This window comes from Sulfurivermis sp. (assembly GCF_059410345.1).
Window position 1 is genome coordinate 1 of record NZ_JBLJDO010000033.1, and the last position, 11,261, is coordinate 11,261.

Here is an 11,261-nt window from a genome sequence, read left to right on the forward strand (position 1 = left end):
GCTTTAATTAGCACCATGGAACTCATCGATACCCATTGCCACATAGACGTTGAGGAATTTGCCGCTGACCGCGCGCAGGTGTTGTCCCGTGCCCGCGCCGCCGGTGTGACGCGGCAGGTGGTGCCGGCCATCCACCAGCCGGGCTGGGAGTTCCTGCGCGCCCTGTGCCGCTGGGAGGCGGATCTGCTGCCCGCCCTGGGCATGCATCCCATCTATCTCGACATCCACCGGCCGGAGCATCTGACGGAGTTACGGGAGTTGCTGGCCGGGGAGCGGCCGGTGGCGGTGGGCGAGATCGGTCTGGATTACTTCGTCGAGGGACTGGATCAGGCGGCGCAGCAGGCGCTGTTCGAGGCACAGCTGCGCCTTGCCGAGGAATTTGCCCTGCCGGTGTTGCTGCACGTGCGCAAGGCCCACGATCAGGTGCTCGCCACCCTGCGTCGGCTCAAGTTCGCTCAGGGCGGCATTGCCCACGCCTTTTCCGGCAGCCGCCAGCAGGCGGAGCAGTATCTGGAGCTGGGTTTCAAGCTGGGCTTCGGCGGCACGCTGACCTACGAGCGCTCCAGCCGCATCCGCTCCCTGGCCGCGGAACTGCCGCTGGAGGCCATCGTGCTGGAGACCGATGCCCCCGACATCGTCACCGCCGCCCACCGCGGTGAGCGTAATAGCCCGGAATACCTGCCTGAGGTCCTCACCGCCCTGGCCGGGGTGCGTGGCGCGGATGCGGCGGCCCTGGCGGCGGCCACCACGGCCAACGCCCGTGCCGTGCTGCGGCTGTGATTTTTCTCCTGCCTGTCAACCGTTGGGGAAGCGGCGCGTTACTTGTCACTGTAAGACGACTTTTCTCCCAACTCTGAGGATACGACCATGAAAAACTTCACCCGCTCCCTGTTGGCCGCCGGCCTGGTTTCCGCCCTGTTGGCCGCCCCTGCCTGGGCCGAGGATGCGGTCACGCCGTTGCGTGATCAGGACCAGCTCCGCACCCAGGACCAGCTCCGTACCCAGGACCAGCTCCGTACCCAGGACCAGCTCCGTACCCAGGACCAGCTCCGTACCCAGGACCAGCTCCGCACTCGGGATGAAACGGGCACCCAGGAGCAGACGCGTACCCGTACCCAGGAACGCGTGCACCAGCCCGATGTGGAACAGGCCAAGCGTGCGGAGAACCAGAAGCGCCTGGAAAAGCAGCTCAATGACGGCAGTGCCGCCGGCCAGAAGGGTGGTAACGGCAAAGGCATGAGCGGCAACGGCCAGATGGGCGGTGGCCGCATGGGTGGTGGCGCCGGTATGGGTGCCGGTGGTGGCAAGGCTCGCTAAGAACGTGGGCACGGTACCGGCAGCGCGAGGTGTGCTGCCGGCCGGTGGTGCGGAAGGAGGATGCCCTGGATTCCAATGCGCAGATGAACCGCTTTCTTGCCGGTATCGAAGGGCGCGCCTTCCGCATCGCCTGGTTTGCCACCGGCAACCGCGACGATGCGCTGGAGCTGGTGCAGGAGGCGATGATCACGCTGGTGCAGCGCTATGGCGGGCGCGAGGCGGCGGAGTGGCCACCGCTGTTTCACACCATACTGCAGAGCCGCATCCGTGACTGGTATCGCCGTGACAAGGTACGGTCGCGCCTGCGCGTCTGGTTCGGGCGCACGGCGGAGGACGAGGACGACCCGTTGGTGTCCTTCCCGGCCGACCCGGCCGGCGAGCCGGAGCGGCAGATGGATGGGCAGCAGACCTTGAGCGCCATCGAGCGCGCCGTGCGCGCGCTGCCGCTGCGCCAGCAGCAGACATTCCTGCTGCGCGCCTGGGAGGGCCTGGACACGGCGCAGACCGCCGCGGCCATGGGAATATCCGAAGGCAGTGTGAAGACCCATTATTCCCGCGCCGTGCAGACGCTGCGCGAACAGCTGGAGGAGTACCGCCATGCATGACGATGACCGGCAGATGATCGAGCAGGTGCGCGCCGCGCTGGATGAGGGCGTGGCGCAACTGGACGGCGCCACACGCTCCCGTCTGGCCCAGGCGCGGGCACGGGCGCTGCAAACGCAACACACGGCCTGGCGCTGGTGGTTGCCAGCGGGCGGTGCGGTATTCGCTTCGGTGCTGGCCGCCGCCTTGTGGCTGGGACAGCCGGCGCCGCTGCCGGGCAACGGCTTCGACACTGTGGCGGATTTCGAGCTGCTGACGGCGGCCGAGCCGCTCGATCTGTATGAGCAACTGGATTTCTACCAGTGGCTGGAAGAGGAAGGCCCGCATGCGGGTTGAACCGTGGGCCGTGCTGCTGCTGGTGTTTTCCGCGGCGGTGATCGCTGCGGAGGAGGCGCCGACGCCGGAGCTGCTGGATTTTCTCGGCAGTTTTGAGACCGCCGACGGCGCCTGGGTGGACCCGACAGAACTTGAATTGCCTGCGCCGGAAGACAAGACGGCACAGGGTGGAGGGCAGGAACAATGATGAACAGACGCACGATGCTGGTATGGCTGGCCCTGTGGCTGCCGGCACTGGTCCTGGCGGCACCGGCCTGGAACGAGCTGGACACGGCGGAGCAGGTGCTGCTCAAGTCCTATGCCGGTCGTTGGGACAGTCTGGATGCGGAGCAGCGCGAGCGCCTGCACAGGGGCGCGCAGCGCTGGCAGGCGATGACGCCGCAGCAGCGTGCGCTGGCGCAGGAGAGTTTCCAGCGCTGGCGCGCACTGGAGCCGGAGCGGCAGGCGCAGATTCGTGAGCGCTATCAGCAATTCCGCGAACTACCGCCGGCTGAGCAGGAACGCCTGCGCCAGCGCGCCCAGTGGTTCCGCGAACTGCCGGCGGAGCAGCGGCAGAATCTGCGCCAGCGCTGGGAGGAGATGAGCCCCGCGCAGCGTCAGGAGGTACAGGAGCGGGCACGGCAGCGCCGCGAGGAGGCGATGCCGGAACGGCGCGATCGCCCCATGCGCGATCGTATGGAGCAGCGGCGCGACTTCGGCGGCGGCATGGGGGGGAGACGTTGAAATGAGGTTACTGGCAATGGTGAGGCATCCGGCGTGGATCATGGCGGCGGCGCTGACGGCAGCCCCCCTGATGGCGGCAGAATCCGGTTACAGCCTGAGTATCGGCGGCGAATACACGCGTGGTGATTACGGCACCGGCAGCGATACCAGTCTGCTGTCGCTGCCGGTGGCACTGGAATATACCGAGGCGCGCTATGCCTGGTCGCTGTCCGTGCCTTATCTGTGGGTTTCGGGGCCGGGCGATGTGGTGGTGAGCGGCAGCGGCATGGGACGGCTCAGTCCAACCAAGACCACCACCAGCACACGCACCGACAGCGGTCTGGGTGACGTCCGCGTTGCCGGCACCGTGCGGCTGTGGGAAGAGACCGCGCAGCGCCCCTGGGCCGCGCTGACCGCCAAGGCAAAATTCGGTACGGCCGACGAAACGCGCCGTCTCGGCACCGGCGCCAACGACTATGCGCTGCAACTGGAACTGGCCAAGGACGCGCTGTATGGGCAGGTGGGCTACAAGTGGCTGGGTGACCCGCCGGGTGTCGATTACCACAACATCGGCTATGGCGCCGTCGGCTTCACCTTTCCCGTCGGCCGCGCCGACGGTGGTGTGGAGTGGTACGGCGAGCAGGCGCCGCTGGAGGGTGTCGATGGCAAGCGTGAGCTGACGCTGTACCTGGCGCAGGATGTGGACCGCAGGACGCGGCTGATCGGCCATGTGCTAAAGGGTCTGAGCGATGCCAGCCCGGATTGGGGGGTGGGGGTGAAGCTGCGGTTCGCGCTGTAGGCGCCGCATGCTAAGGTGTGCCGATGGAGCGGCCCACCGAAAACAAAAAATCCATCTATGCCTGGTCGCTGTACGACTGGGGCAACTCCGCCTTCGCCACCACGGTGATGGCCGGCTTTTTTCCACTCTTCTTCAAGCAGTACTGGAGCGCCGGCAGTGACGTCACCGAGAGCACCTTTCAGCTCGGCGTGGCCAATTCCCTGGCCAGCCTGCTCATCATCTTCATCGCCCCGGCCCTGGGCGCCATCGCCGATCAGGGACGGACGCGCAAGGGCTTTCTCTACGCCTTCACCGCCCTCGGCGTCGGCATGACCGGCGGGCTATATTTCGTCGCCCAGGGGCAGTGGCTGCTGGCGGCGCTGCTGTACGTCGGCGCCTCCATCGGTTTCTTCGCCAGCCTGATCTTCTATGACGCGCTGATCGTGGCGGTGACCGTGCCGTCGCGCTACGACCGCGTCTCCGCCCTCGGTTTTGCCCTCGGCTATCTGGGCGGCGGCCTGCTGTTCGCGCTCAACGTGGCGATGACCCTGCAGCCGCACTGGTTCGGCCTGGCCGATGCCGCGACGGCGGTACGGGTGTCGTTTCTCACCGTCGCCGTGTGGTGGGCGCTGTTCACCCTGCCGCTGGCCTGGTGGGTGCCGGAGCCGCCGGGCAATGGCCGCAGCGGACTGGCGGCGGTGGCCGGCGGTTTTCGCCAGTTGCGCGCTACCTTCCGCGAGATACGGCGTCTGCGTCACGTCGGCCTGTTCCTGCTCGCCTACTGGTGCTACATCGATGCGGTGGACACCATCATCCGCATGGCGGTGGATTACGGCCTGGCCATCGGTCTTGCCGCCGAGAGCCTGATCGTTGCCCTGCTCATCACCCAGTTCGTCGGTTTTCCCGCGGCCGTGGCCTTTGGCCGGCTGGGCGAGCGTTTTGGCCCCAAGGCCGGCATCTACGTGGCCATCGCCGTGTACTGTCTGGTGGTGTTGTGGGCGACGCGCATGGAGAGCGAGGCCGAGTTCTACGTCCTGGCGGTGGTCATCGGTCTGGTGCAGGGTGGCATTCAATCGCTCAGCCGTTCCCTCTACGCGCGTCTGATCCCGGCCGACAAGAGCGCCGAGTTTTTCGGCTTCTACAACATGCTGGGTAAGTTCGCCGCCGTGGTGGGACCGATCATGGTGGGCTGGGTGTCCCTGGCCAGCGGTGAGCCGCGCCTGTCGCTGCTGTCGCTGCTGATCCTGTTTGCCCTGGGGGCCTGGTTCCTCAGCCGGGTGGACATGAGCCAGGGGGCGCGCATGGCGCGGACACTGGAGTAAGCGCTACTATGAATACAGATATTTCAGGATGAAATTTGCATGAATCCGGCAACCGTACTCGGCATGTTTGGCGGCATCATTCTGCTTGCCGTGACCATCGCGCTCACCGCCGATGACTACGGCGCCTTCTGGAATCTGCCCGGCCTCGGCATCGTGCTGGGTGGTACCATCGCGGCCACCCTGGTGAGCTATCCGCTGCACGAGGTGTTGCGCGTGTTCCGGGTGTTCATCATCGTGTTGCGTCACGAACGCTACTATGCCAAGGAAGACATGGAAGAGATCGTCGCCGTGTCGCGCCAGTGGTTCAAGGGCAACCTGGCCGCCATCGAGACGCGCCTCGATGAAATCCGCAATCCCTACCTGCGCATGGGCATTCAGCTGGTCATCGATGACACGCCGCTGGATGACATCCTCACCCTGCTGCAATGGCGCATGACGCGCCTGCGCGCCAAGGAAACCGCCGAGGCGCAGGTGTTCCGCACCATGGCCATGTACGCGCCGGCCTTCGGCATGCTCGGCACCCTGGTGGGGTTGATCAACATGCTGTTCGGCATGGAGGGCTCTGATTTCGCGCTGATTGGTGTCAATCTGGCCATCGCCCTGATCACCACCTTCTATGGCATCATTCTCGCCAACCTGGTGTTCAAGCCCATTGCCATCAAGATGGAACGCCGCACCGAGCAGCGGGTGATGCTGATGAACATGGTGCTGGAGGGGATCACGCTGATGAGCAAGGGGCGCTCGCCGGCCTACATCCGCGAAACCCTCAAGTCCTTCATGGCGCGTTACGAGGACGAAATCCGCCAGTAGCGGAGTACGGCCATGACGCAGCCCGACAACCACCCCCCCCATGTCGCCACCAACGGCAACGGCATGCCGATGCCGGAGGACGAGTACAAACTCGATGCCGATCGTCTGCGCGCCGAGCTGGAAGAGGCGCGGCGCACACCGTTGCCCTGGGCACAGACCCATGAGCCGCGGCCCGACTCCACCTACGAGGACGACAACGCGTGGGTGTTCACCTACATCGATATGCTCACCCTGATCCTCACCATGTTCGTGGTGATGCTGGCCTACGCCAAGACCGACTCCGAGGCCTACCGCGAGTTGTCCGAGGCGGTATCGCGCGAGATGGGGCGGGTGGTGCAGCCGGAGGCGCCGCCGGTGAGCGAGGAGCAGGCCCTGGCGGAACAGTTGAGCCGCACCATCGTGCAGCAGGGGCTGGGTGACAATGTGGAACTGCTTACCCAGGCCGGCAGCATCGAACTGCGGCTGAAGGAGAGCATACTGTTTGCCACCGGTCGTGCCGATCTGCGCGCTGAAGGCCGCAGCCTGCTGGATAAACTGGTGCCGCTGCTGCGCCAGGACGGTCATGCCATTGCGGTGGAGGGACATACCGACAATGTGCCCATTGCCACCGAGATGTTTCCCTCCAACTGGGAATTGTCGGCGGCGCGTGCCACCAACGTCGTGCGCCACCTGATCGGCCAGGGTGTGACGGCGGGGAAGCTGCGTGCCATCGGCTATGCCGACACCCGCCCGCTGGAGGACAACGCCAGCGCTGCAGGGCGGGCGGTGAACCGGCGCGTCTCCATCGTCATCACGATGACCGCAGCGCCTGATGACAGCGGACGGTAAGCAGGATGGGATGGGCGTGGTTGCTGGCGGTATTGGCCGCAGGCGGGGTGATGGCGGGCGCTGCGCATGCCGCCGGTGACGAGGCGCGGGCCAATGGCGCCGATGTGGATGTGGTGTATGAACTGGCGCCCTACTACAGCAGTATCGGCGTTTATGTGCCCCTGACCGGGCAGCCGGTGCAGAAGCTTGGCACCGCCACGGAGCTGCAAATCTATCGCACCCTGCTGCTCGATGCCTTCAGGCCGCGTTTCATGCTGCTGGAGGCCAGCGTCTATCCTCTGCCGCTGGCCGGTGTGTACCTGAAGAAAAATCACCGCGGCATCTACGATAGCGCCGATGTCGGCAATGGTTTCAATCTCATCGCGTCGGTCACGGCAGGCTTTGAGGAACCCTATGCGCTGTCTGTTTTTTTCGGCAACGTGGTGGACTACGCCGCACCGGAGGCGATGCGCGGCGAGATCAATCGGGGCCACGTCGGTTATCTGCTCAGCGCCGGCAATTACCATATCAAGGCCAATGAGCTGATCGAGGACGACTGGTTCGAGCTGGAATACAAACTCAAGAGCGACCGGCATTACCGCGATCACCGCCTCAGCATGAGCTATCGCATCGGCATCAAGCTGCACCACAATCCGCATATCACCGACGTGGTCTATCTCGGGCTGCGCCGCAATCATCTCGATTACGACACGCCGACCCGCTGGTTGCCCCTGCTGGAGAACAGCAATATCGCCTACCGCATCAGCGCCGACACACGCGATTTGGTGCTGGTGGATCAGGAGGTCACGGTAGGCAAGAAATGGCCGCTCAAACGCCATGGTGCAGCATTGGCGCTGGAGGTGGGTGTGGTGTGGTACAGCAATCGAAAATACAGCGGCGCGCTGGCCGATGCAGGACGGGATCACCTGACAGTGGTATTGCGGCCCACCCTCGAGTTCTGAGTGGGGTGCCCGGCGCTACTGACTGGTGGATTCGGTTGTGACAGCGGATGAATACACGGCGTAATTGTTCTTGCCCTTGCGCTTGACCGCATACATGGCCTGGTCGGCATAACTTACCAGGCTTTCCAGGCTGTCGGCATGCAACGGATAGAGGCTGATGCCGATGCTGGCGCCGATATGGAATTCGTGGCCGGCGAGGTGGAACGGCGTGCACAGACTGCCGATGATCTTGCCGGCGACGGCCTCGGCATTGATGGGGGCGGAGATGTTGCGCAGGACGACGGTGAATTCGTCGCCGCCCATGCGCGCCACGGTGTCGGAGTCGCGGATACACGCCTGCAGGCGTTGCCCCACCTCGCGCAGCAGCTGATCACCGATGTCGTGGCCACAGGTGTCGTTGACCTCCTTGAAGCCGTCCAGGTCGAGGAACAACAGGCCGACGGCGCCGCCGTTACGGCGCGCGCTGGCGATGGCGCGCTCCAGCCGGTCGAAGAACAGCGGACGGTTGGGCAGATTGGTCAGCACATCGAAGTGCGCCAGGTGCTCCAGTCGCGCCTCCAGTTCCTTGCGTGTGCTGATGTCGTGCTTGATGGCGACGTAATGGATGATGTTGTTCTGGCTGTCATGCACCGGCGCGATGGCCATGATCTCGGTATATAGCGAGCCATCCTTGCGGCGGTTGACGATCTCCCCGCGCCAGGCCTTGCCTGCGGTGATGGTACTCCACAGCTGGCGGTAAAATTCGGCGCCCTGCTGGCCGCTCTTGAGAATGCTGGGGCGCTGGCCGATGACCTCGTCCGCCTGGAACCCGGTCATCTGGGTGAAGGCGGGGTTGACGTATTCGATGATACCGTTCGGATCGGCGATGACGACCGCCTCGGCGGCCGCCTCGATGGCGACGCTGCGGGTGTTCAGCGCCTCACGGATGCGGCGTTGTTCGGTGATGTCGCGGGTGATGCCGAGGATACCGCTGGGCTGGCCTGCGGCGTCATGCATGATGCTGATGCGCACATCGGTCCATACGGTGGAGCCGTCCTTGCACGGCTGTTCCAGCTCCCAGTGATGGCGCAAGACCTCGCCGGTTTCCAGCAGGTGGCGGATGCCGGCGGCGGCCTGGGCTGCCGATTCCGGCATCAGCGCCTGCTCCACCGTCTGCGTCATCACCTCGTCCACGGTATAGCCGCGCAGCCGCTCCACCGACGGGCTGACATAGGTGAAGTTCCCCTGCAGGTCCATGGTCCAGATCACGTCGAAGGCATTCTCGGCCAGCAGACGGTAGTGTTGCTCGCTGTTGCGCAGCGCCTGTTCGATGAGTTTACGCTCGGTGATGTCGTTGAAGGAGACGAAGGCCGCCGGCTTGCCGTCGAAGGTGGTGAGGGCCGCAGAAAGATAGACCCAGAAGTCGTTGCCGTGGTCGTCCTTGAGCTGGGCCTCGAAGTCATGCACGTGGCCCTGGCTGCGCAACTGCGCCAGCATCGCCGTGCGCTGCGCCGGGTCGGTCCAGTAGTTCGGTGCGCTGCGGCCGACGGCGTCGGCCTTGCGGATGTTGAAGTGCTGTTCGGCGCGGCTGTTGATATAGAGCACATTGTTGTCGGCCAGGCCGGTGACCACCACCGGGAAGGGGGCCGTTTCGGTCAGCGTGCGATAGTTCTGTTCCGAGGCAAGCAATTGTTCCTGTAGGCGGTTGCGTTCGGTAATGTCGAGGGCGAGGCAGACCACGCCACTGAGGTGACCATCGCTATCGCGCAGTACGGCGTTCATCCATTCGCACAGGATCTGCTCACCGGAGCGGGTCAGGTTCCAGTTGCGCGAGTTACTGCCGGCATCATCATCGATGGCCTGCCGTATGGCGTGCTGCACTTGCTCCTGTTCGCCGCCCGGCACCATCAGCTCGAGGAAGTTGCGGCCCATCACCTCTTCGGCACGCCAGCCGAAGATGCGTTCCGCCTGCCGGTTCCAGGCGGTGATGCGCAGCTGTTCGTCGGCGACCAGAATGGCCATGGGCGCGTTCTGATACACCACGCGGTAGCGCTGTTCGCTGGCGCGCAGGCGTTGGTTGAGGCGCATGATGTACAGAATGATGGCGCCGCCGAACAGGGTGACCAGGGCGCCGAGTCCGACGGTCCAGTAAAACAGCGTGAGGTCTACCTGCGGGTCGGGGTCGAACAGGAAACCGGCAAAGTCATAGTCGTGCGGCAGCATGCCCAGATTGGCATAGCTGGCGGCGATGTGTTTCCAGCGCCAGGGGTTCATGTAACCCAGTTCCACCAGGTCGGGCAGGATCAGGCGCTGCATGGCGCGCGCCTCGTACAGCAGGTGGTCGCGGCTCTTGCCGGGGTTGTACTGACGCTGGATCAGCTCGGCCATGGCCTCCGGGTGGCTCAGGGCGTAGGTCCAGCCACGCAGGGTGGCGTCGCGGAAGGCCTTGACCCGTTCCGGCTGACTCTCCGCCAGCTGTCGGCTGGTGAACAGGCTGTCGCCGTAGAAGTCGATGCCGGCGGAACGCGGCGTGATCTCCAGATAGTCGATCTTGCGTTGCAAAAGCTCGTAGGGTTCATCGGTGGAGTAGGCGGCGACGGCGGCGACGCGCCCTTTCAGCATATCGTGCAGATGTTCGCGGCGCGGCTCCATGATGAAATCGTCGGGCGACAGGCCCAGCGCCTGAATGAAGGCGAACAGCTCGTGTTCGTGGGGGACGATCTGGATGGTCTTGCCGATGAGGTCGTGCACCGAATCCACGTCGGGGCGGCGCTGGGCCAGCAGGATCAGCGGCGAGTGCTGGAATATCACCGCCACCGCCACCACCGGCTGGCCAGCGGCGTGGGCCAGGATCAGCTCCGAGGCGCCGACGCCGAAGTCGGCCTTGCCGGCCACGACGTCGGCCACCGGGTCGCGCTCGGGATGGCCCTCGCGGATGGTGACGTCGAAGCCGGCATCGCGGTAGTAGCCCTGTTCCAGGGCGGCGTAGTAGCCGGCAAACTGAAACTGGTGGTACCACTTCAATTGCAGGCTGACCGGTTGCAGCGCCAGGCGCTCCGCCTGTGCCGTGGCGCTCAGGCACAGCAGCAGTGGTAGCAGTCGAAGCAGGAAGCGCGACGCGGTCATTGTTTACAGCTTGCCCTGGCCAAGTCTGTGGCGGTCCGAAGAGTTCTTACTTTACCTGCTCCGGCCGGGCTTGTCCGCCGCAAGAAGGGGGGAGAGTGCGGCTGTCGGAATGTGGTGCCGAGGGTCGGAATCGAACCGACACGGGGTTGCCCCCGGCAGATTTTGAGTTTCATTCAAAATCAATAAGTTATTGATTGACAACGATTGTCATTGTTTGTCTATGTTGCATGCTTTCTATTATTTTTCATTGGGTTACGTTGTTCTTCGTTTGTTTATCTTTGCTGCCTAGTGTACCGCCAGTGTACCGCACTGTTCTGGAAATTAACTGATAGCAATCGTGGTGTTTTTTCGCTTGACGTTAATTGCGCACGAAGCTAAAACTTGAAACAAGCTTTGGCCTGCCCCAGGTTCTGCGTACACCCGCCTAAGCTAAATTAGCTTGCCTCTCGTACTCCATCGGACTCAGGTAGCCCAAGGTCGAGTGCCGCCGACGGGGATTGTAGAACAGCTCGATGTAGT

General features: G+C 64.2%; 13 protein-coding genes. 11 read left to right on the top strand and 2 right to left on the bottom strand.

The annotated features are described in order from the left end of the window. Positions 1 to 15: 15 nt before the first annotated feature. The 11 genes from ACMV8A_RS15255 (at position 16) to ACMV8A_RS15305 (ending at position 7,637) form a co-directional block, all read left to right on the top strand. Positions 16 to 780 carry a TatD family hydrolase gene (locus ACMV8A_RS15255; protein WP_495326753.1) on the top strand — a complete coding sequence of 255 codons (765 nt, stop codon included), beginning with the start codon at positions 16 to 18 and terminating at the stop codon, positions 778 to 780. Positions 781 to 867: 87 nt separating this feature from the next. Further along, a complete protein-coding gene (locus ACMV8A_RS15260; protein ID WP_495326742.1) occupies positions 868 to 1,317 on the top strand; it encodes a hypothetical protein in 450 nt (149 codons plus the stop codon). 44 nt (positions 1,318 to 1,361) lie between these two features. Then, positions 1,362 to 1,922 (top strand): RNA polymerase sigma factor, encoded by a 561-nt coding sequence (locus tag ACMV8A_RS15265; protein ID WP_495326743.1) that lies wholly within the window; start codon positions 1,362 to 1,364, stop codon positions 1,920 to 1,922. Continuing rightward, positions 1,915 to 2,256, top strand: a complete 342-nt coding sequence (locus tag ACMV8A_RS15270; RefSeq protein ID WP_495326744.1) for a hypothetical protein — start codon at positions 1,915 to 1,917, stop codon at positions 2,254 to 2,256. Before ACMV8A_RS15265 ends, ACMV8A_RS15270 begins: the two co-directional genes overlap by 8 nt. Continuing rightward, positions 2,246 to 2,443, top strand: coding sequence for a hypothetical protein (locus ACMV8A_RS15275; protein WP_495326745.1), 198 nt, complete (start codon positions 2,246 to 2,248; stop codon positions 2,441 to 2,443). The genes ACMV8A_RS15270 and ACMV8A_RS15275 overlap by 11 nt, the downstream gene beginning before the upstream one ends. Beyond that, positions 2,443 to 2,979 carry a DUF3106 domain-containing protein gene (locus tag ACMV8A_RS15280; RefSeq protein ID WP_495326746.1) on the top strand — a complete coding sequence of 179 codons (537 nt, stop codon included), beginning with the start codon at positions 2,443 to 2,445 and terminating at the stop codon, positions 2,977 to 2,979. Before ACMV8A_RS15275 ends, ACMV8A_RS15280 begins: the two co-directional genes overlap by 1 nt. 1 nt (position 2,980) lies before the next feature. Next, entirely contained in the window at positions 2,981 to 3,757 is a 777-nt protein-coding gene (locus tag ACMV8A_RS15285; protein ID WP_495326747.1) for a transporter, read from the top strand. A gap of 23 nt (positions 3,758 to 3,780) precedes the next feature. After that, positions 3,781 to 5,058 (top strand): MFS transporter, encoded by a 1,278-nt coding sequence (locus ACMV8A_RS15290; RefSeq protein ID WP_495326748.1) that lies wholly within the window; start codon positions 3,781 to 3,783, stop codon positions 5,056 to 5,058. 39 nt (positions 5,059 to 5,097) lie between these two features. Continuing rightward, positions 5,098 to 5,868 (top strand): motility protein A, encoded by a 771-nt coding sequence (locus ACMV8A_RS15295; RefSeq protein ID WP_495326749.1) that lies wholly within the window; start codon positions 5,098 to 5,100, stop codon positions 5,866 to 5,868. Positions 5,869 to 5,880: 12 nt separating this feature from the next. After that, entirely contained in the window at positions 5,881 to 6,696 is an 816-nt protein-coding gene (locus ACMV8A_RS15300; RefSeq protein WP_495326750.1) for an OmpA/MotB family protein, read from the top strand. Between the two features lie 5 nt (positions 6,697 to 6,701). Further along, positions 6,702 to 7,637, top strand: coding sequence for a hypothetical protein (locus tag ACMV8A_RS15305; RefSeq protein WP_495326751.1), 936 nt, complete (start codon positions 6,702 to 6,704; stop codon positions 7,635 to 7,637). 15 nt (positions 7,638 to 7,652) lie between these two features. Here the strand turns inward: ACMV8A_RS15305 and ACMV8A_RS15310 are convergent, their stop codons facing one another. Beyond that, on the bottom strand, positions 7,653 to 10,742 hold the full coding sequence (locus tag ACMV8A_RS15310) for a PAS domain S-box protein (RefSeq protein ID WP_495326752.1): 3,090 nt from the start codon (positions 10,740 to 10,742) through the stop codon (positions 7,653 to 7,655). Between the two features lie 424 nt (positions 10,743 to 11,166). Next, positions 11,167 to 11,261, bottom strand: a 95-nt coding sequence (locus tag ACMV8A_RS15315; protein ID WP_495326754.1) for an IS3 family transposase, incomplete at its 5' end; no start/stop codon positions are given.

Bases quoted from the DNA above. Each gene is read 5' to 3' on its own strand.
- ACMV8A_RS15255 (WP_495326753.1), top strand. From the start codon at position 16: ATGGAACTCATCGATACCCATTGCCACATAGACGTTGAGGAATTTGCC.
- ACMV8A_RS15260 (WP_495326742.1), top strand. From the start codon at position 868: ATGAAAAACTTCACCCGCTCCCTGTTGGCCGCCGGCCTGGTTTCCGCC.
- ACMV8A_RS15270 (WP_495326744.1), top strand. From the start codon at position 1,915: ATGCATGACGATGACCGGCAGATGATCGAGCAGGTGCGCGCCGCGCTG.
- ACMV8A_RS15275 (WP_495326745.1), top strand. From the start codon at position 2,246: ATGCGGGTTGAACCGTGGGCCGTGCTGCTGCTGGTGTTTTCCGCGGCG.
- ACMV8A_RS15280 (WP_495326746.1), top strand. From the start codon at position 2,443: ATGAACAGACGCACGATGCTGGTATGGCTGGCCCTGTGGCTGCCGGCA.
- ACMV8A_RS15285 (WP_495326747.1), top strand. From the start codon at position 2,981: ATGAGGTTACTGGCAATGGTGAGGCATCCGGCGTGGATCATGGCGGCG.
- ACMV8A_RS15290 (WP_495326748.1), top strand. From the start codon at position 3,781: ATGGAGCGGCCCACCGAAAACAAAAAATCCATCTATGCCTGGTCGCTG.
- ACMV8A_RS15295 (WP_495326749.1), top strand. From the start codon at position 5,098: ATGAATCCGGCAACCGTACTCGGCATGTTTGGCGGCATCATTCTGCTT.
- ACMV8A_RS15300 (WP_495326750.1), top strand. From the start codon at position 5,881: ATGACGCAGCCCGACAACCACCCCCCCCATGTCGCCACCAACGGCAAC.
- ACMV8A_RS15305 (WP_495326751.1), top strand. From the start codon at position 6,702: ATGGGATGGGCGTGGTTGCTGGCGGTATTGGCCGCAGGCGGGGTGATG.
- ACMV8A_RS15310 (WP_495326752.1), bottom strand. From the start codon at position 10,742: ATGACCGCGTCGCGCTTCCTGCTTCGACTGCTACCACTGCTGCTGTGC.